Genomic DNA, 19,906 nt, shown 5'->3' with positions numbered 1-19,906 from the left:
TTTAGTGGTGTTCGGCGATAACGGTGATATTCATTCCGGCTCTTAAAAAGTCGGCTTGCTTGTCGTTGTCTTTTAACTGAATTCTAACCGGAATTCTTTGTTCGATTTTTACGAAGTTGCCTGTTGCATTATCCGGAGGAAGCAAAGAAAATCTGGCGCCACTTGCCGGAGACAACGAAGTGATAATTCCTGTAAATTCTTTATTATTTATTGCGTCGGCCTCAATTCTAACTTCCTGCCCAACGGTTAAATATTGCAATTGTGTTTCTTTAAAATTTGCCGTAATCCATTTTTCTTTACTTACTATAGAAAGCAACGATTGACCCTCTTTCACCAATTGTCCCGGTTGTAAAGTTCGTTTTCCAACCCAGCCATCATAAGGCGCTGTGATAATCGTGTACGAAAGAAATAATGCCGCATTATCAGCCACAGCTTGTCTGGAAGCAATATTAGTCTGCGTTGTGGGTACATTTGCTTCCGCAACGGAGGTGCTTAAATTAGAAGAATGAATTCTTTCTTTCATTTCCTGAAAATGCGCCTGCGCCGACTCGTAATCTGCTTTTACTTTCTCTAATTGCTGAGATGTTGCCGCTTCTTCTTTTACCAAAGCTTTGTATCTTTCGTATTCTAATTTTGTTTTCCAAAGATTCGATTTCGAAGCTTCTAATTGCGATTCCCCAATGGCCGTTGTACTGGCTGTTGTCGCTACATTTTTCTCGGCCACAACACTACTTTGCTGCGCGCTTTGAACATCGGCAAGCGCCACATTCAATTTCGATTTGTATTCTCTGTTATCAATCACAACCAATGTATCGCCTTTATGCACAAACTGATTTTCATCAAAACGAACTTCCTGTACATAACCCGTAATTCTCGACATAATTGGCGTTACATATTGTTCCACCTGAGCATCATTGGTCTCTTCGTGATTGCTGTTGAAAACATAAAACCAAATCCCCAAAATAACACCGCTCACCACAAGCGCACAAGCAATACTTGTTATAATGATATGAAACGTTTTGTTTCTACTAGTTTCATTTTTTATCTTAACCATAAACTCTATATATTTTCTTGTCTATTTTCTATTCTCTATATTCTATTTTCTAAAATCTAGCCTCGAAAGTCTAAATCTTGTCTCTTGCTTCTTGCTTCTAAAATCTAACGAACTAAATCTGAGGCATCATCCCCGCTGTATGCAACAACTCATAATGTTTCAAAACAGCATCCAATCGGGTAGAAACTTTATTGTATTTCGCCTGTAATAAAGCATTATCAGCGTCTACCATTTCTGTTATTAAAACCAATTGGTTTAAGTATTTCAGCTTTACAATACGGTAATTTTCATTCGCTAAATCCAAAGCCTTGTCGACCACCACAAATTTTTCAAGAATTTCCTGATATTGCGTATGCTCTTTGTATAGCTTATCCTGAATTTCATCTTTAATAATTTCAGACTGCATTTGCTGCCATTCAATTTTTGTAGTTGCTTGTTGCATTTTGGTCTTATTTTTATACAAAGCCGAAATATCGAAATGCGCTTCTATCCCGATTTGCCCTAAAGTGTACAAATACGGATTTGGCGGAAAAAATTTGTAGTTTGGATAGTAGAAACCATAATTTCCGAAGAAGTTTACTGTTGGCAGATAGTTTCCTTTAACTAATTTCAACTCCGTTTTTTTGATATCCAATTCCTGGCTGGCAATTCGCATTTCTTCATTCTGAGTAGCTTTACTCAAATAAAAATCATACGGATCTAAACCTTGCATTTCATCCAGATTGGCCGTAGTATCAATCGCTATTTCTTCATTTTCAGGAAGCTGAATTAAAGTTTTCAGATCGTGAAGCGCAATTTTTATGTTTTTGGAATTTGTAAGCGCATTTAATTCACGATCCGAAAGCTGTAATTCGGCTCTAATGACTTCATTTTTGGTAAGCGTTCCATGTTTTTGAAGCGACTGTACTTCTTTCAATCGGCTTTTTTCTTCTTTAATGTTTTCTTCAAAAATCTTCTGAAGTTCCATCATTTTATAAATGGCCAAATAGTTGGCAACCACTTCAAGTTCGATATCATTTTCTGTTTTTTCTGTTTTTATTTTGGCAATTTCACTTTCCTGATTCGCAATTTTGATGGCGTTATTGATCTTATTTCCAGCATAAATGGGCATTATAACAGTGGAATTGACCTGATAAATTTCAGGAATTGCCTTGGTAACCTCTTTACCGTTTAGGAAACCGCTTCCTTTGAATTCGGTAATATTCGTAATTCTCGAATACTCTCCGTTTAATTCGATCTCCGGCAAGCGGAGTTCTTTTCTTTCTTTGATGTTTTGCTCTGAGAGCGTAGTCTCTAATTGAGATCTAAGGATTTTTTTATTGTTTTCTTTAGCCAATTTCAAAGCTTCACTTAATGAAACCGAATGAATTTCCTGTGCTTGTACACTATTGAACGTGAATACAATTAGAAATAAAAGCAGGATTTTGAGAAAACAATCTTCTGTAGAATTTGTTGTTTTATTAAGGAACATGAGTACATAAATAAATTATGGTGCAAAGTTCCCACATTATTTTGTTGACTGATAATTCTAAAAAGTCAATAACATATTCATTTCGGACAAATGTTAAAATTATGATTTTCGAAAACGTTATACTAAAACACTGGTAAACAATTTATTACAAATTAAGAAGTGGTAATTATTATTTTAAAGTCTCTCGCAGATTTAGCAGATTCGGCAGATTTTTTTCTTTTTTATCTGCTAAATCTGCGAGAGAAATAATTTTTTATCTGCTTTTTAAAACATCTTCCCCATTTAAGTAATCAGAAGGTCTTTGTCCAAGGATTTTAAAGAAAGTATTACTGAATGTCGGTACACTACTATAACCTACTTCCAGCGCAACTTCTTTTACTGAAAGTTTTCTGTCCAACAGCAATTCAATTGCTTTCAGAATTCTTCTGATGGTATAATATTGAATGAAAGACATTTTGAGATCTTTTTGAAACAAGCGATACAAAGAGCGTTCGCTATAACCGAATTCATGAGCAACTTCAGAAAACAAAATGGTTTCTCCTAAATTATTTTCAACATGTCGAAGGATTTTCCCTAGTCGTTTGTCTTTTGGCTGTGGTAATTCCAAAGGCAGATTGTTAGTGCAAATTTGAGGAAGAATTGCTTTTATCGCTTTGGCAATTGTAAAGTTCGGAGAACCTTTCTTCAAATCACCATTCCATTGATTGGTAAAAAGCATCATTTGAAGCAGTAAATTATTCACGGGATAAATACCTTCATTTTTATAAAAGGCATCTTCGTCCTTCTCTACCGGAAAATACAGATTTCGCATCATCACATTTTCCGACTTTGGCTGAATGCTGTGCTCTAAGCCAGCCGGAATCCAGATAAAATGTCTTGCCGGTAAAAAATAGCTTTTCGTTTCGGTCGTTACAAAAACCACATCACCTTCGGCATAGAGCATTTGTGCTTTATTGTGTTTGTGCGTCGGAACCAACAATTCTCCCATCAAATCATGGTGACAATAAATGCTTTTTCTATCAGCATCTACTTTTGTGAGGTAGTACTTGTCTATTTTGAATGTTGATCGTTCCATTTAAATAATTTCTTGCGATATATAAATGTAGGGAAAATTAAATTCCAATATTTTAAAATCCCAAATTCCAATTAGTACATTGGTCGTTTGGGATTTGGAATTTTTTATTTGGGATTTATTTTAGAAGACTTCCTAAAACAAAAAAGCCTTTCCGTTAAGAAAGGCTTCTTCCAATATTGCGGTCTGGACGGGACTCGAACCCGCGACCCCATGCGTGACAGGCATGTATTCTAACCAACTGAACTACCAAACCAACTGCGTTATTGTGAGTGCAAAAATACAACAGAACTTTGATTCTGCAAGGGTTTTTGCGAATAAAAATTCATAAATTTTTAATTAGCTAAATTCCAATATTTTATCCCGAGGCTTCGGGACCAAATTTTAATTAAACAGGGAAACCTTTGTCAAAGTTTGAAACTTTGACAAAGGTTTTTCGTACAGAATATCCATTATCTTGTCAAACATAGCCCGTGGTTTCAACCACGGGAAAACAATCATTAGGACACAATCATGATCACAATCCGTATCCCCGTGGTTGAAACCACGGGCTATGTTTAAAATCCAATTCAATAAATCATTATAAACGCAAAGGTTCGCAAAGCTATATATAAACTTTGCGAACCTTTGCGTAAATCTTTGCGAACTTTGCGGTTAAACCCAAAATCCCAATATGTCTTAAATCAAAAAAGCCATCCACAAAAGTGGAAAGCTTTTCATTGGTCTAACTACTAAACCAGCTACGAGTTACAAAGTCGTAGCAAACAACACAACTAATCTTAGATACCGTTTTTGGGCAAAAAAGCCTTTCTTAAAAGAAAGGCTTTTCCCAATATTGCGGTCTGGACGGGACTCGAACCCGCGACCCCATGCGTGACAGGCATGTATTCTAACCAACTGAACTACCAAACCTCTGCGTTATTGCGGTTGCAAAGATAGTACAGAATTTCATTTCTGCAAGTGTTTTGATAAAAAAAATTAAATATATTTTTAAATTCTTAGCCAAAGTTTTGTTTTTCAACTAAATATGTAGTCAGGATTTTTTCAAAATTATCACCAACATTGACCGGAACGTACTTAATTTGGTTCTTGGCACAGGTTAAAGCCAGGTTTTTAAAGTACGCCTCTGCCCTTTTTTCATATTCCACTTTTACATTATCAGCAAAAATCGATACTTCTTCGCCTGATTCTACGTCGATAAACTTCCTTGGCGTGTTATCAAAATCGAATTTTAGCTCGGTTTCATGATCAACTACATGAAACAAAACCACTTTATGTTTGTTGTGTTTTAGATGTTGCAAGGCATTAAAAAGCTTTTCGTCATCTTCTGATTGAAACATATCAGTAAACAATATAATCATCGAACGACGGTGCATTTTCTCCGCAATTTGATGCAGGTACGTTATCGTATCCGTGCTCTTTTTGACTTTTGGCTGTTCTAATAATTGCTCCAGTTTATTAAGCAGCATTCTATGATGACGGTCACTTCCTTTTTCGGGAGCGTAATATTCGTAACTATCTGAGAAAACGCTTAACCCAACGGCATCACGCTGTTTCTTTAAAATATTCATCAAAACGGCCGAGGCCAAAACGGCAAAACCAATCTTCTTTTCATAAAAAGGCTGATTCGATTTTAATTCCGGATAATGCATTGATGACGAATTATCGACAATAAGATGACAGCGTAAATTGGTTTCTTCCTCAAAACGTTTCGTATACAAACGATCTGTTTTAGCAAATAATTTCCAATCGATATGTTTGGTACTTTCTCCTGCGTTATAGACTTTATGCTCGGCAAATTCAGCCGAAAATCCATGAAACGGACTCTTGTGCATTCCGGATATAAAACCTTCTACAACCTGATTCGCCAGCATTTCGAGATGCTGAAAACTGGAGACTTTCTCTATTTCCGATTCAATTTTCATTCGGTTTCTTTTTTAATATTTTGAGCACGGTACAAACCGTCTCTTGCCTGCAATAATTTTCGTTTTAATATCGGACTAAAATTAGGATTTTCTTTTAAGAAACGCTGTACTTCATCAAAAGCATATTTTGACGAATAGCCATTTTCTCTGAAACGCCATTTTCTAAAACAAGATTTTCTGATAAAAATAAAATTTAAAACCTTAATAAATCGCCTTATTTATCTTTTTTATTAATTTCTATTGTTATCCCGTCTTCTTATTACCTAACAATCAGTCGATCATAAATTACAAGGCATTTAATTTAAGTTTCGTTGAAATCGCAAACATTAGATAATATAGCATAATACATTTTACTGTTTTTTTCTTATTTTGCTATCGATTAATTGTAAAATATTCAAATACAATTGCGTACGCCAAGTACTTTTAATTTAAAAAACCATCGCATGACAAAGACATTAAAACTGAGTTACTTCCTCCTACTTTTTCACACCTTTATTTTTTGTAATGCGTCAGCCAAAATTGTCAATGAAGATCCAAAACTGAATTACACTGTTTCGTTTGAAAATCCGGAATCGCATTATCTTGAGGTTACCTTAAATTTTGATAATATTCACGCTAAAAAAACCACTCTATCACTACCTGTATGGACACCGGGTTATTATTTAATTTTAGAAACGCCACGATATATTGTAGATTTTGAAGTTGTAGATGAAAACGACAAAAAGATTTCATGGAAGAAAAACACTAAAAATTCCTGGGTTATAGAAAATGGTGCTAAAACTAAATTCGCAGTAAAATACAGAGTCTTTGCAAATAAAAAATCAGTTGCAGAATCGTACGTTGATGCAAACAAGGCTTTTTTAATGCCCAACACTATTTTCATGCATATCGAAAACAGCATCAACAATCCTGTTACTTTGACATTGTATAAAAATGCAAAGTGGAGTACTATTTCGACAGGGTTAAAATGCATTGATAAAAACAACAATACCTATTTCGCTGAAAATTTTGACATTTTTTATGATAGCCCAATTTACATTGGTAACCAAAAAACTATTGATTTTGAAAATGAAGGAAAGACCTATTCATTAGGGATTGCCACGCCACAAGGACTGGATGACGAAAAATTTGTTGGTGATCTGAAAAAAATTATGAGCGCAACAACGTCTATCATGCAAAAGATTCCGTACGACCATTACAGTTATATTATGATGGAAGCCGGCGGCGGAGGATTGGAACACTGGAACTCACAAGCCATTTTCACCAAAGGTTCTTTTGATGCTAAATCAAAACAAGAATATACGGATTTCATGAATTTTGTCACACATGAGTATTTTCACTTATATAATGTAAAAGCAATCAGACCAATAGAATTAGGCCCTTTTGATTACAATAAAGAAAATTACACCACAATGCTTTGGGTTTCTGAAGGCTTTACGGTTTATTACGAATACATCATTATGATGAAAGCCGGTTTACTTGACGGCAAAGATGCACTGAAATACCTTTCGAGCTCCATAAAAAAATATGAAAACGAAGAAGGAAGCAGACATATGTCACTTGCCCAATCTAGCTTCGATATTTGGCTGAACTTCTTTAATAATGAAAGCAATGCCAAACAAACCGTGATATCCTATTATGACAAAGGCCCTACAATAGGTTTATTATTAGATTTAGAAATTAGAAACAACACAAATAACAAAAAATCGTTAGATGATGTGATGCGTTTTTTATATAACGAATATTATATGAAAAAGAAAAGAGGCTTTACTGAAGCCGAATTCTGGTCTGCCTGCGAACAAACATCGCAAAAATCCTTAGACGAAATAAAAACATACGTTAACACCGTAAATGAAATTGATTATCAGAAATACCTAAGCTATGGTGGACTTCAAATAGATTTAACACCCATTAGTACGGCAGAAAAAAACGACAAATTCACGAAGCGAAATTATAACATCTCTGAATTGCCAAATGCTACTAAACTACAACTGGAAATCAGAAAGTCTATTTTTAATTTTTAGGCAGTTTATTAAATAGAAAAGGTTTGACTTTCGTCAAACCTTTTTTAGATCAAGACATATACAATTGTAATTATCTTGGAGGAAGATTCACTTGCGTTACCTGCATACTTACAATCTTCCAAATCGCATTCTTTTTTTCAAAGACAGCCGTAATAAATTTGGTATTGACGCTTCCTTTTTTGACCATACCGCCCGGAACAGCATAATCCTCCTTTGCCGTTAGCGTTTCTTTAATATGAGCCACCGCCGCATTTTCAGATAATGATTGCGAGTCAATCCAGTCAAATTTCACTGACGTAGGCTTAATACAACAGTCATTAATATGAGAAAACTCGGTAATTATATTTGCTTTGCCCTTCCAGTACATTCCTAAGAAATTGATCAAAACAGCCTCTTCGCTAAATGGCTCAGAAAAGGATTTCATATCATTTTTATTCCAATCTAATTCTTGTTGCTGTATGATTTTTTTAAGCTCCTGTTCTTGATTTTGAGCCATGCCATTTGTTGCAACAAATAGAAGTAGTAACACGTTTATTGTTTTCATTTTCATTGATTTAAGTTTAACATTCCCTTATATTTATCAAATTTAGATTAAAATAATCTAGTAACAGTTTAATATAAAAAAGGTTTGATTTTCATCAAACCTTTCCCAAACTTACTAATTCAAGCTATCCAAAAACAAATTACTCAGTTTGTTGAAATTTAAAAGTTATATCTCCCGCATAATAAGTGTTGCGCGCGTTGGTCGGAAAAATGGTTTCTGCTGCCGTACTTGAGATATAAGCATAACCCGTAATAACAATATTTCCAGCTACGATAGGATATGTAGCTGCAGATCCGTCTGTTTTTGTTCTGTTGATCCAATCGTCACTATTAACGGTGAAAAAATATTCTTTGTCTTTAGTTAACGCAATTGAAGCTATTGTTTTTTCTACTGTAACATTTGCTGTTGGTACATTTATAGTTTCCGATTTTATAACTGTTTTCGTCGCTGCATCCCACAAAGTAATTCTTAGCGCGCTGTTTACGTCTGGAATTTTCACAATCAAAGTGTTAATTTTCCCGGTTACGGTGGGTTTAAAACTAAAGCCGTATTCATAAATTCCTGAGTTTTTCACGTCAACTGCTTTTTGGCTAAATCCAGATCCTGCCATATACGCGTCTAAAGGATTTTCTTCATTATATTTAATTGCTTCTGGTTTGTCGTCGTCACTACTGCAGGAAAAGGTTAAGGTTGCGATTGATAAAATGGTAAAAAGGATTTTTAAAGTTTTCATAATACTATAAGTTGAATGTTATTATTTGGTTTAATGGTTTCTTTCAAAAAATTAAGGCTGAATATTAAAATGCGCACAAACTTCTTCGTAGCTCATTTTAGCATAATCTGGTTTTGCAGCTTTTGAAGTGGCAGCAGTAACGCCACCCGGAATCAAAATATAGCGCCATGATAGTGAGGTTGGAATGTTTACAGTTCCTCCCTGATCATGTCTAAATCGGAATAATTTGATCTTTTTAAGAGAAGAAACAGCGGTTATCGTATTGGCAAATCCGCCTGCAGTTGAAGTATAAGGCAGTGTGAATGTGCCGGATCCAAAAGACACATAAACCAATATGGTTCCTTTTGAAAGAATTTCATCTGATAATTCTGGTGCATTAATAGTTGTAGACATTCCAGAAGTTCCGTCTACCGTTTCTGCGGCTGCTACAGGAGCATTAATCCATGCGCTGTAAATGACATTTGCTGTTCCTGGCGCTCCCGGAGCTCCTTGTTGTCCATCAACTCCGTTGGTTCCGTCGGTTCCGTCATCGCTGCTGCATGAAATGGTAGAAATGGCAACTAATAAAATGGTAAAAATGGTTTTTAAAAATTTCATAATAATTTAGTTTAAAAATTTATTAAATGGTTCTTATTTAATTCAATAGCATTATTTTTGTAAAAGTCAAAAGCCTATTTATTTTCTGCTGATGAAGTATTACGAGACAAATTTGCAGGATTAAAATCAGGCCAAAAACCACTAATAGACAGACGACATTTTAAATAGACAGACGACACAAAAACCAAACAAATGACCAAAAAATACACCTGTATTATCATTGACGACGACGAAATTGACAGGCTGACGGTAGTATCGTTTGCTAAAAAATTTCCTGTTCTGGATATTTTAGGTGTTTTTGAATCAGCTGAAGAAGCACTTCCTTTTATCGACACCACAGACATTGACATCTTGTTTCTCGATATTGACATGCCGGGTTTAAGCGGAATTGAGTTTCGAAAAAAAGCGTTGGAAATTCCCGTTTGTATCTTTATAACCGCGCATCCGGAACATGCCGTAGAAAGTTTTGAAATCGAAACACTCGATTTTATAGTGAAACCATTAAAACTTGATCGCTTTACCCAAACCGTAAGCCGAATTGAAGAGTTTATGGAAATCAAATTGAAAGCTTCTCTTTTTGAAGCCAGTATTGGCGGCGACACGATTTATATTAAAGAAGGTCACGAACAAACGAAAGTCAAACTGCATGAAATTTTGTATCTCGAAGCCTTAAAAGATTACACTTTAATTATTACCAATAAAAAGAGGCATTGTGTTTTATCGAGTATCGGAAATCTTTTGAAAGAAGATCATTTTCAATCGTTTATCCGAATTCACAGAAGTTTTGCAGTGCAGAAACAGTTTATCCAAAAAATAAACTCTTCCGAAATTATTTTAAACAACAATATTACAATTCCGGTTGGGAGAAGTTATAAAGAGAACCTAAACTTTATTTCATGAAAAAACTGGGATTCCTGTTATTGCTTTTTATAACATGCGCTGCCTTTGCACAGCCGGAACCCAATTTAACGCGCTATAAAACTACCGAACAAAAACTTCTTGCCTGGGTAAAATATTGCAACGAAATTCAAAATTCAGAACATTATTCAGCACTTTTTACGGCTGCAGAAAAAGGGATAAAACTTTCGCAAAAACACCCGGCCTTTCTCAGTAAATTTTATTATTTCAAAGGATATTCGTACGAGTTCAGCAACAATCGATATAAAGAAGCTTTAGGCAATTATGAAGCATCTCTGAAATATGCTAAAGAAGCCAGGCATCTTAAAAATTTGACCATTGCCCTTTCACGTCTTAATTATATGTATTACGCCCTGAATGAAACTTCAAAAAATGCAGCGCTCGCCAACTACGTAAAAAAAGTACTGGATACCACAAAAAATACCTACACAAAAGCGGTTCTTTACGGAAGCATAGCCGAATATTACCTCAACAATGCCCAATACGAAACCTTTATTGATTATCAGCTAAAAGCGATTACTTTCAAAAAACAGATTTCAAAAACGGTTGCCAATACAGAAAATATCGGAATTTCATACAGCCAAATCGCGGCGGCATATACCAAAATGAAGCAGTATGAAAAAGCACTCGAGTATTTACACGAAGCTAAACCGTATGTAAAAAGTTCCCCATATGTGAGTGCCTTTTTATGCAATTATTATTTGCAGTGTTTTGTTCCGATGAAGAAACCCGACAGCATTCAAAAATATTATCGCTTAATTTATACCTACCCAACCGTAAAAGATTCTTTATTTCTGAATTTGAGTTTTGCCAACCGAAGCCTTTCTGAATATTACGTAAACGAACGCCAGACCAATGCCGCTTATTATTACGCTAAAAAAGCAGTTTTGCTCGGACAGAAATCAAATGACGATGATATTATTATGGAAGCCAATGCCATTATGGGAAGGGTTTTATATGAAAAAGGAGAGTACAAAAAAGCCATCGAAATCCTGACGCTGGCCTCTAAAAACGCTTATACCTATGACAAAGAATCGTATGTTAACATCAATAAAAAACTAGCTCAAAGTTATGCAGCGTTAGGGCTTTGGAAAGAAGCTTATAAATACAACGAGATTTACAGTCAGACCAATGATGAAATGATGCTCGAATCGGCGAAACAGAATATTGCCAATGCCGAAGCCCGTTTTCAAAACAAGGCGAAAGGACAGGAAATTAAAAATCTCTCGGCTCAAAATACCATCAAAAACATTCAGATAGCCGATGCCAAAAAACAACGTATTTTCCTCATTTCCGGATTGGTACTGGTTGGAATTATTCTGCTTTTATTATTTAAACAAAGTCAAAACCGAAAGAAAACCAATCAGAAATTACAGCTTTTGAATGCCGAATTAGACGAAGCCAATAAAACAAAAGCACGCTTTTTTGCCATTTTAAATCACGATTTAAGAAGTCCGGTTTCGAATTTAATTCATTTTTTACATCTTCAAAAAGAAAATCCGGAACTCATTGATGAAGAAATGGCTTTGAGAATGCAGACCAAAGTAATTTCCGGAGCAGAGAATTTATTATCGTCTATGGAAGATATTTTGCTGTGGAGCAAAGGCCAAATGGAGAACTTTAAACCTCAATTTCATCCTTTTCCGATTGCGATTTTATTTGAAGAAACGCAAAAGCATTTTTCAAGCGTAGAAAACATAGAAATCTCCTTTGAAGATCCGGAAAACCTCATCTTAAATACAGATGAAAATTACCTGAAAACCATCATCAGAAACCTAACCGGAAACGCCATAAAAGCACTCGACAAATCTTCAAACGGAAAAATAATCTGGAAAGCCTGGCAAGAAAACAATCAAACCTTTCTCTCCATAACCGACAACGGCCCCGGCGGAACTCAGGAAAAGTTCAAAGCCCTTTACGACGACTCAGAAGTAATCGGAATCAAATCAGGATTAGGTTTGCACTTAATCCGTGATTTAGCAACAGCAATTAACGCTAAAATCGAAGTCGTTTCAAAACCAGATTCCGGAACTACTTTTACTATTATATTCTAACGCTAAGTTTTTTAAACACATAGAAACATAGTTATGCTGTGTGTTTAAAAAGGCGTTTCACTTGCATTAAAACACATAGCTATGTGAAAACAAATCTAATGCTTAATTTTTCACGCTCCCGATAGCTATCGGGATAAAAGGGATTTAAGCAGATTTGCGCAGATTTAATCTACCAAATTTACTGCTAACTTTTTTAAACACATAGAAACATAGTTATGCTGGATGCTAAAAAAAGCATTTCATTTGCATTAAAACACATAGCTATGTTTCTTTAAATTAATGAAATGCCTTTTTTTAAGTTTTCAAAAGCTATGTTTCTATGTGTTTAAAAAACTACGCTTCTAATAGCAATAAAAAAGGCTTGACTTTCGCCAAACCTTTTTTATATCAATTATAATCTTACGATTACAACAAAGCGTCTAAACTATCTGCGTAAGTTTGTTTCGGAGCAACTCCTACTTGTTTACCTACAACTTCACCGTTATGAAAAACCAAAACGGTTGGTATGTTACGCACACCATATTTTGCAGCGAATTCCTGGTTAGCATCCACATCCACTTTACCAACAACAACTTTACCTGCGTATTCGTCGCTTAATTGGTCAATGATTGGTCCAACCATTCTACAAGGACCGCACCATGCTGCCCAAAAATCTACCATTACTGGTTTATCTGATTTTAAAACTACTTCGTCAAAAGTAGCATCTGTTATTGCTAATGCCATAATATCTTAGGTTTAAATTATGTCTGAATTATTAATCTTCAAACTAGAGTACAAATTTAAAAATTAAATACGAATGAAACACCATTCCCAAATTAGTTTTGATTATAAATGTATTGTCATTAGTTATATAATTTACATGTTTGTGTTTCCTAAAATATTTTACCTCAATAAATTGAATATCAAATTATTAAAATAACATTAATTTTTATGTTATCTTTAATGTTGAGAAAATTCGTTCCTATGACAGCAACTTTACATAGAATAAAAAACTTTCTACAATCAGCCGGTTTTAAAAAATACGCCAAACGCTTTGGTTATTTTGTTTTAGGACTTGTCGCATTAGTCTTAATTGCCGGTGCCGGACTATCGATTTATTTTAATCGGAACAAAACCGAAATAATGGCCAAAATCAACACTAAAATCAACGATAATATAAACGGTGATTTTCATATTGGCGATTTTCAGTATAAGTTTTTAACCGGTTTACCCAATTTTACTGTGGCGCTAAAAGATGTCGAACTCAAAGACAAACAATGGAAAACGCATAAACATACGTTACTAAAAACCAAAGAAATAGAAGTCCGTTTAAACGTTTGGAGTTTGCTGCAAAAAGAAATCAACATACATAAAATCCTGATCAACGACGCTCAGATTTATCTTTATAAAGCCGAAAATGGCTATTCTAACTCGGATATTTTTAAACCAAAAAAGAAAAAAACACCCGAAACCCAATCGGACAGCGAAACCACCATTGATGAAATCGACCTCAACAATGTTCATTTTATTCTGGACAATCGCATTGGTCATAAATTATTTGATTTTGATGTTGCCAGCTTAAAATCGAAAGTAGATTACGACGGAGACGACTGGAAAACCGATGTGTTTTTAGATACTCAAATTGGCAGTCTGGCCTTCAATACCGTTCACGGAAGTTTCGCCAAACAAAAACGACTCAAAGGCACTTTTGCCGTTACCTATTCGGCTGAAAGAGAAAAAATAGACGTTAAAACAGAGGGTTTAAAAATTGGATCCGATTCTTTTGATATCGTTGCTTTTTTCAATTTAGCCAAAGGCAGCGCACTATTCGGCATCAATATCAGCACTACGATTTTATGGCAAAACGCATCCAATTTATTATCGGCAAACATCAGTTCGAAGCTGAACCATTTTAATCTGAAAAAAGAAATCGATGTGAATTGCGACATCAAAGGCGATTTTAATGCCGAAGGTGATCCGCGAATTGTGGTTCAGGCCGAAGTGCATAATAACGAATTGAGTATTCCGGACGGATTATTGACAGATTGTAATTTCAAAGGTATTTTCACCAATAATTTCAAACCAAAGGAAGGTTTTAGCGATGCGAATTCGGCTGTAATTCTAACGCGTTTTTCTGCAAAATACAGAAATGTGCCGCTTAAAATTGCGCAATTATCCATCAACAATCTCGAAAAACCATTGGCAACCGGAGTCGTAAATTCTGATTTTGATCTTCCAGTGATGAACGAAGAAAACACCGAAAAATGGATTCATTTTACCGAAGGCCACGCCACGCTAAACCTTAAATTTCAGTTTGATATTGTCAATTTATACATTACCAAACCGCGTTTTATTGGAAATGTAGACGTTAAAAATGTCTCTTTCCATTTTATTCCGAAAAACATTCATGCCGAAAAAATAAACGTGAAGCTACAATTTACGCAAGAAGCCCTGATTATTAATAAAATTGCCTACAAAAATAAAAACAACACTATTTTTATAGACGGAAAAATCAATAATTTCCTCAATCTATATTACGATGCTCCTGAAAAAATGGTCGTAAACTGGAATATCTATTGCCCAAGTATCGATGTCAGACAATTTATGGGCGTTCTGGCTACTTCTCAAAAAAAGAAAGTGAATACCAAAAAACCATCTATGTCCCAACAGCTACGTAATGCCATTGAAAAATGTGTTGTAGACATTAACCTCAAAGCCGATAAAATCACCTACAATAAATTGACCGCCACCAATACAAAAGCGGTGATTCAGATGATCGATTCCCGATTGGTAATCAAAAATGGTTCGCTGCAAACGTGTGGCGGAAGTATTAATTTTAGTACGACGCTTTCTCCAAATGGCAAAAATTACAATTTCGCTTCCAACGCACAGGTCAATCAGGTTGATATTACACAGTTTTTAAAGTCGTTTAATAACTTCGGAATCAAATCATTTACGCCAAACAATATTCGCGGACAGCTCACCAGCAATACTGATATGACCGGAATGATCCATAACGGCGAATTGGTCCCGAATTCAACACACGGAAGTCTGAATTTCAAGGTCAGTCACGGCGCTTTAATAAACTTTGAGCCAATTGTTAAAATCGGGAAATTTGCGTTTCCATTTCGCGATGTCAAAAACATTACTTTCAGCGATTTATCCGGCAATTGCAAACTTCGTGGCGAACTGGTCGACGTCAATAAACTCACTATAAGTTCCAGCGTTCTCAACCTCGATGCCGAAGGTATTTATTCCTTTGGCCGCGGCACCAATATGGCGCTCACCATCCCACTCCGAAACTCCAAAGACGACGCCAAACTCGCCACCAAAGCCGAACGCGACGCCGTTCGCGACCGCGGAATTGTCCTGCATTTACTTGCCGTCGATGATGGCGGAAAAATGAAAATTAAGTGGGGGAAGAAGGATAAGGGGAAGAATAAAAAGGAGAAATAACCTCGTTTTATTATTCCATAGAAGGCACAGTTTGCCACTCTGAGCGAAGTCGAAGAGTCGCACAAGAAACTCGACAAAGTTGCCACAATCTTGTCATCCTGAAGAGGAAGCCAAAGTCTTAATCAAGATATGAGCCATAAACTCGGACGAATGAATAGTGAACTTTAGCTTCCTTTCTCAATCATAAATCTAATAAATTTTCAAAAAACAAATCTAAAAGACGGAGGAAGGATCACACACGGAACTCGACAAAGATTGGCACTATAGTATAATCAAGTTTGCTATTTCACCCGAGTATAAACACACAGTTTGTCATTCCGAGGAACGAGGAATCCCCGCAAGGAACTCGACAAAGATTATCAATAAAGTTCTAACAAGGAAACAATTGGAATTCAAAATTTGGAATTTCTCATTAGGAGCTATTTCCTGCTATCCACTTGTATCTTTTTAGGCAGATCGTTTACGGTAAACGAGATATTTCCGATGGCCTAAAAAGGATACCGCTTCTATCAGGGCTAGGGCCTCTTTTTCACAATAAAATTTCTCTAAAGTTAAAATTTGTAAGAAAATTATTTTATTTTGATAAATATATTACATTCGTAAATAATAGGATTTTATTTACAATTAAATTAATGTAATATGTCGAAGTTAAAAATATATGGAAAAGCCAATCCTGTAGTAGGTATAAAAGAATATTATTCTATTAATGATTTTTTTGGAAGCTCCCATCCTACGTCATTAGATCAATCACAATTTCAAAGTTTATCTGATGATGAAATTAAATGGAGTATTTGGGTTTTAGAACGAGGTTCTTGGGTAAAAAAGTCTGATAATAATAAAACAGGAAGGACAGTGCACTATACATTTTACCAAAGAAGTCTTACTAGAAAAGGAATAAGAATGCTCGTAGATGTAAATGGCGAAAAAGCAGTCCTTGATATAAAAACAGAAAAATCCACACAAGGGAAAATAGTACATGTTGATTTACTGGACAATAATTATAATAAACCTACAAGACCATTTGCATACGGCGATTGGATAATTGCCAAAGTACATTGTGTAGATATGGAGTTGCTACCTGTAAAAGTAACTCTATGGGAAGATGACGGAGATAAAACGAAGCAAAACACAACAAATGTAAGGATCGAAACTAAAATAAGTGACATTTTAAACGGAATAGCTTATGGTAAATTTTATCTAAATCCTAGTCATGCCTGGCTGGCAAATGCGAAATTAGCTAAAGGAGACAAAAATGAAGGAGAATTTCATGAATACTACGTAACTGCCGAAATTTTTGAAAAAATATCAAAACGAGTAGCAAGTAAAAATGCAAATATACCCAATCCTGATTATAAACCCGAAGCTCAAGCACCTAAAAAGCAAACTCCGGCGGAGAAAAAAGGCCCGTCTAAAAAAGAAGAAAAAGGAATTGCGAAATCGGACAAGAACGTTCATGATTATTATGAAACAAAAGTCTCTGTAAAAAATGAAATTTCGACAAATCCTGTTTGGGAGAAAATTAATAGTGTCATGAAGGTTTGGATGCCTGATGAGAAAAACAAAAAAGAAAACACTTGTGTTTGCAAAGAGAATAATTTTTACTGGAGTAATAAATTAACCTGTAAAGAGCGTAAAAAAGTACTTGAAGTTTGTTCTAGTCTTTGGGGAGAAGCTAACAAGAAAGAAAAAGCTAGTGAGTTAATGTCAATAATTCATTTAGAATCAGCAAATACCTTTAGTCCATCGGTTGATAATGGAGTTGGATTTTCGGGACTTATTCAATTTAGTGATGCTGCTGCCAAAAGTGTTGGCACTACTCGAAGTGCTTTGAAAAAAATGACTTTTATAGAGCAAATGGATTATGTGAAAAAATATTTTGAACCAAAAAAAAATCAATTAATAACAATGACCGATTTGTATTTGTTAGTTGTAAAACCAAATGCTGTGGGCCATGGAAATAATCCTGATTATATTCTTTTTGATGAAAGTATTTCGGTGCCAGATGGCGACGGAAGTAATACAAGTTACGAGCAACGGATGATAAATATAAACCGAGAGCCTTGGGTTACTAAATATGGATATGCATCAAACCCTCCTTTTATGAAAGAAAACGATGAACACAAATTACGAGAAAAGTGGGTTTATACCCGACAAAGAAAAGAACAACGCTGGGGTTTTCATAATGGTAAAACAACCGTAGCAGAGGTAACTCAAGAATTAAAAGAAGAACATTATGATAGAGGCGCTTCTCAAATATTTAAAGGTAGATGTGAAGATATTGAAGAAGAAAAATCAGAAAGTACTGATTTCGAAAGAGCGCCTTGGATGAAACTGGCATGGATAGAAGAAGCAAAAAAATTAAAGGAAACAGGTTCTAACGAAGAAATTCAGAAATTTTTCAATAACACTCCCTATGAAAAATCTATGAAAAAGAAAACTGAGAATGAAAAAGATATTCCTTGGTGCGCAGCTTTCGTCAATTGGGTTATGACAAATTACGGGTATACTGGCTTAAACAGGTTTGATACCGTCCGTGCACTAAAATGGGCTACTTGGCCAGAGGGCAAAGATTTGAAAAAACCAATATATGGCGCAATAGCCGTTAAAACAAGAAAAGGAGGCGGGCATGTTGGTTTTGTTGTAGGGAAAAAAGGATCTAAAATAGTTATATTAGGTGGTAATCAGGGTAATGCCCTGCAGTGTGTAACTTATAATGAATCAGACTATTTTGCATATGTAGTTCCAAAAAATTATGACGTAATGGAAGATGAATATAATCTGGTAGAATATAACGGAAATCCAGCGAAGAAAACTTCTGAAAAGTAAAAATTATGAGATATAAAATTTTAATAATCTTTATTCCTGTCTTATTAAATAGTTGCAATGGACAGAATAAAGATATAAGCAAAAATAATAACCAAATGAAAATAATATTAAAGAATCAATTAGAATACGGAGTACCCAATTATAGTAATCCATATAATTACACTATTTCGGATTTTGAGGCTATAATTCCATTAACAAAGCAAGAATTAAAAAATAGAGGTTTCAAATTTCCAACAGATAATGATTTTGCCGATAGAATTAATTCTATTTTCAGACGAGTTTTGAATTCAAAATCAGATTCAAAATACATCTATGTTAATTTCTTAAATAAATGCGATAGAGATTTTATCTATTTTCCAAATAACATATATGATTATTTTGGTGTTTTTGTAATTAAAAATGACAACTATATTACAGAAAGTTTTGCCATACCTCAACTTATTGATTATCAAAAAAAATTTCCTGATTTAGCTAATGGCGAAAATTTATTACCAAAAACTTTTATATATGAAAATGGCGAGGAAGTTTCAAAATATTTTTGGAAGGATGATAAAAATTTAATGCAACGACGTCAACAAAATATCGAAACATTAGTCAATCGAAATAAATATTTATTTAATGATAATAAAGCAAGTTTGGTGTGGTTAAAATTTCATGATGAATATTTTCTCGAACAATTAGTAAAAACTTTTGGATATGTTAAAGATCAAGATTTACTTAAATGGGTATTAGATAAAAACCTTATAAAAATCGCAGATGAAGACTTACAAGAATTTGGCAAAATACTCTGGACCAAAACTTGTGATAATAATATAATAGTTCATAAAGAAGTTTTTGACTTTATTGCAAAACAAGATAAAACTACTTTCAAAAATTACAATCTGAGTTTACGTGTTTTCGCAGAAGATTTCAAAGATGACAATTTAAGTTTTAGTGAAGTTGCAAAAATTAAAGCCTTAGTTTGTTATTATGGAACAAAGATGACGGACGATAACTTATTTTCTTATTTCTTTAATGTTAGAGATCAAAAATATGAAGAGGAATTTAAGAAAAACAATTATTACAATTTACCAGATTTTAAAGAGATATATGAATTAACAAGAAAAGGAGGCATTAGCCTTCCCGGAGAAATTGAATAATAATGGATCGTTTTTAAAGGCTTTTCCATTCCTCTTTTATTTTCTAAATTAAAAAGCGAGATTGTTTAAAAGAAACAATCTCGCTTTTTTTATGAGCTATTTCCTGCTATCCAC

General features: G+C 34.6%; 14 protein-coding genes and 2 tRNA genes. 6 read left to right on the top strand and 10 right to left on the bottom strand.

Going from position 1 to position 19,906, the window contains the following annotated elements:
* Nucleotide 1 precedes the first annotated feature (1 nt).
* From BUA98_RS03865 to BUA98_RS03840, 6 genes are all read right to left on the bottom strand, one after another.
* Nucleotides 2-1,054, bottom strand: a complete 1,053-nt coding sequence (locus BUA98_RS03865; RefSeq protein ID WP_072970293.1) for an HlyD family secretion protein — start codon at nucleotides 1,052-1,054, stop codon at nucleotides 2-4.
* A 112-nt stretch (nucleotides 1,055-1,166) separates the two neighbouring features.
* On the bottom strand, nucleotides 1,167-2,525 hold the full coding sequence (locus BUA98_RS03860; RefSeq protein ID WP_072970292.1) for a TolC family protein: 1,359 nt from the start codon (nucleotides 2,523-2,525) through the stop codon (nucleotides 1,167-1,169).
* A gap of 253 nt (nucleotides 2,526-2,778) precedes the next feature.
* A complete protein-coding gene (locus BUA98_RS03855; protein ID WP_072970291.1) occupies nucleotides 2,779-3,600 on the bottom strand; it encodes an AraC family transcriptional regulator in 822 nt (273 codons plus the stop codon).
* A gap of 179 nt (nucleotides 3,601-3,779) precedes the next feature.
* Nucleotides 3,780-3,853: transfer RNA gene (locus BUA98_RS03850), tRNA-Asp, on the bottom strand.
* 582 nt (nucleotides 3,854-4,435) lie between these two features.
* Nucleotides 4,436-4,509, bottom strand: a tRNA-Asp gene (locus BUA98_RS03845).
* Nucleotides 4,510-4,595: 86 nt separating this feature from the next.
* Entirely contained in the window at nucleotides 4,596-5,522 is a 927-nt protein-coding gene (locus tag BUA98_RS03840) for a DUF58 domain-containing protein (RefSeq protein ID WP_072970290.1), read from the bottom strand.
* A gap of 443 nt (nucleotides 5,523-5,965) precedes the next feature.
* Between BUA98_RS03840 and BUA98_RS03835 the strand changes: the two genes are divergently transcribed.
* Nucleotides 5,966-7,546 carry a M61 family metallopeptidase gene (locus BUA98_RS03835; protein ID WP_072970289.1) on the top strand — a complete coding sequence of 527 codons (1,581 nt, stop codon included), beginning with the start codon at nucleotides 5,966-5,968 and terminating at the stop codon, nucleotides 7,544-7,546.
* A 70-nt stretch (nucleotides 7,547-7,616) separates the two neighbouring features.
* Here BUA98_RS03835 and BUA98_RS03830 read toward each other — a convergent pair whose 3' ends face one another.
* From BUA98_RS03830 to BUA98_RS03820, 3 genes are all read right to left on the bottom strand, one after another.
* Complete coding sequence (locus tag BUA98_RS03830; protein ID WP_159433448.1) at nucleotides 7,617-8,090, bottom strand: SgcJ/EcaC family oxidoreductase; 474 nt, start codon at nucleotides 8,088-8,090, stop codon at nucleotides 7,617-7,619.
* A gap of 139 nt (nucleotides 8,091-8,229) precedes the next feature.
* Complete coding sequence (locus tag BUA98_RS03825) at nucleotides 8,230-8,823, bottom strand: DUF4082 domain-containing protein (protein ID WP_072970287.1); 594 nt, start codon at nucleotides 8,821-8,823, stop codon at nucleotides 8,230-8,232.
* Nucleotides 8,824-8,874: 51 nt separating this feature from the next.
* Complete coding sequence (locus tag BUA98_RS03820) at nucleotides 8,875-9,420, bottom strand: hypothetical protein (RefSeq protein WP_072970286.1); 546 nt, start codon at nucleotides 9,418-9,420, stop codon at nucleotides 8,875-8,877.
* Nucleotides 9,421-9,612: 192 nt separating this feature from the next.
* Here BUA98_RS03820 and BUA98_RS03815 point away from each other — a divergent pair, with 192 nt between their 5' ends.
* The gene (locus BUA98_RS03815) at nucleotides 9,613-10,320 is read left to right on the top strand and encodes a LytR/AlgR family response regulator transcription factor (protein WP_072970285.1); all 708 of its coding nucleotides are present in this window, start codon (nucleotides 9,613-9,615) and stop codon (nucleotides 10,318-10,320) included.
* Nucleotides 10,317-12,392, top strand: a complete 2,076-nt coding sequence (locus BUA98_RS03810) for a tetratricopeptide repeat-containing sensor histidine kinase (protein WP_072970284.1) — start codon at nucleotides 10,317-10,319, stop codon at nucleotides 12,390-12,392. The genes BUA98_RS03815 and BUA98_RS03810 overlap by 4 nt, the downstream gene beginning before the upstream one ends.
* Nucleotides 12,393-12,797: 405 nt before the next feature.
* Here BUA98_RS03810 and trxA read toward each other — a convergent pair whose 3' ends face one another.
* Nucleotides 12,798-13,115, bottom strand: coding sequence for a thioredoxin (gene trxA, locus BUA98_RS03805; RefSeq protein ID WP_012023423.1), 318 nt, complete (start codon nucleotides 13,113-13,115; stop codon nucleotides 12,798-12,800).
* 240 nt (nucleotides 13,116-13,355) lie between these two features.
* Here trxA and BUA98_RS03800 point away from each other — a divergent pair, with 240 nt between their 5' ends.
* From BUA98_RS03800 to BUA98_RS03790, 3 genes are all read left to right on the top strand, one after another.
* Nucleotides 13,356-15,827 carry an AsmA family protein gene (locus BUA98_RS03800; protein ID WP_072970600.1) on the top strand — a complete coding sequence of 824 codons (2,472 nt, stop codon included), beginning with the start codon at nucleotides 13,356-13,358 and terminating at the stop codon, nucleotides 15,825-15,827.
* 639 nt (nucleotides 15,828-16,466) lie between these two features.
* Nucleotides 16,467-18,653, top strand: a complete 2,187-nt coding sequence (locus BUA98_RS22255) for a TIGR02594 family protein (protein ID WP_072970283.1) — start codon at nucleotides 16,467-16,469, stop codon at nucleotides 18,651-18,653.
* Between the two features lie 95 nt (nucleotides 18,654-18,748).
* Entirely contained in the window at nucleotides 18,749-19,792 is a 1,044-nt protein-coding gene (locus BUA98_RS03790) for a hypothetical protein (RefSeq protein WP_159433447.1), read from the top strand.
* Nucleotides 19,793-19,906: the final 114 nt, after the last annotated feature.

The sequence above is a fragment of the Flavobacterium saccharophilum genome (assembly GCF_900142735.1).
Classification (GTDB): Bacteria; Bacteroidota; Bacteroidia; order Flavobacteriales; family Flavobacteriaceae; genus Flavobacterium; species Flavobacterium saccharophilum.
The sequence above is the reverse complement of the archived record's forward strand: the minus strand, read 5'-3'. Positions and strand labels throughout refer to the sequence as shown.

Coding starts and splice junctions, on each gene's coding strand:
- BUA98_RS03865 (WP_072970293.1), bottom strand. CDS start 1,054: ATGGTTAAGATAAAAAATGAAACTAGTAGAAACAAAACGTTTCATATC.
- BUA98_RS03860 (WP_072970292.1), bottom strand. CDS start 2,525: ATGTTCCTTAATAAAACAACAAATTCTACAGAAGATTGTTTTCTCAAA.
- BUA98_RS03855 (WP_072970291.1), bottom strand. CDS start 3,600: ATGGAACGATCAACATTCAAAATAGACAAGTACTACCTCACAAAAGTA.
- BUA98_RS03840 (WP_072970290.1), bottom strand. CDS start 5,522: ATGAAAATTGAATCGGAAATAGAGAAAGTCTCCAGTTTTCAGCATCTC.
- BUA98_RS03835 (WP_072970289.1), top strand. CDS start 5,966: ATGACAAAGACATTAAAACTGAGTTACTTCCTCCTACTTTTTCACACC.
- BUA98_RS03830 (WP_159433448.1), bottom strand. CDS start 8,090: ATGAAAACAATAAACGTGTTACTACTTCTATTTGTTGCAACAAATGGC.
- BUA98_RS03825 (WP_072970287.1), bottom strand. CDS start 8,823: ATGAAAACTTTAAAAATCCTTTTTACCATTTTATCAATCGCAACCTTA.
- BUA98_RS03820 (WP_072970286.1), bottom strand. CDS start 9,420: ATGAAATTTTTAAAAACCATTTTTACCATTTTATTAGTTGCCATTTCT.
- BUA98_RS03815 (WP_072970285.1), top strand. CDS start 9,613: ATGACCAAAAAATACACCTGTATTATCATTGACGACGACGAAATTGAC.
- BUA98_RS03810 (WP_072970284.1), top strand. CDS start 10,317: ATGAAAAAACTGGGATTCCTGTTATTGCTTTTTATAACATGCGCTGCC.
- trxA (WP_012023423.1), bottom strand. CDS start 13,115: ATGGCATTAGCAATAACAGATGCTACTTTTGACGAAGTAGTTTTAAAA.
- BUA98_RS03800 (WP_072970600.1), top strand. CDS start 13,356: ATGACAGCAACTTTACATAGAATAAAAAACTTTCTACAATCAGCCGGT.
- BUA98_RS22255 (WP_072970283.1), top strand. CDS start 16,467: ATGTCGAAGTTAAAAATATATGGAAAAGCCAATCCTGTAGTAGGTATA.
- BUA98_RS03790 (WP_159433447.1), top strand. CDS start 18,749: ATGAAAATAATATTAAAGAATCAATTAGAATACGGAGTACCCAATTAT.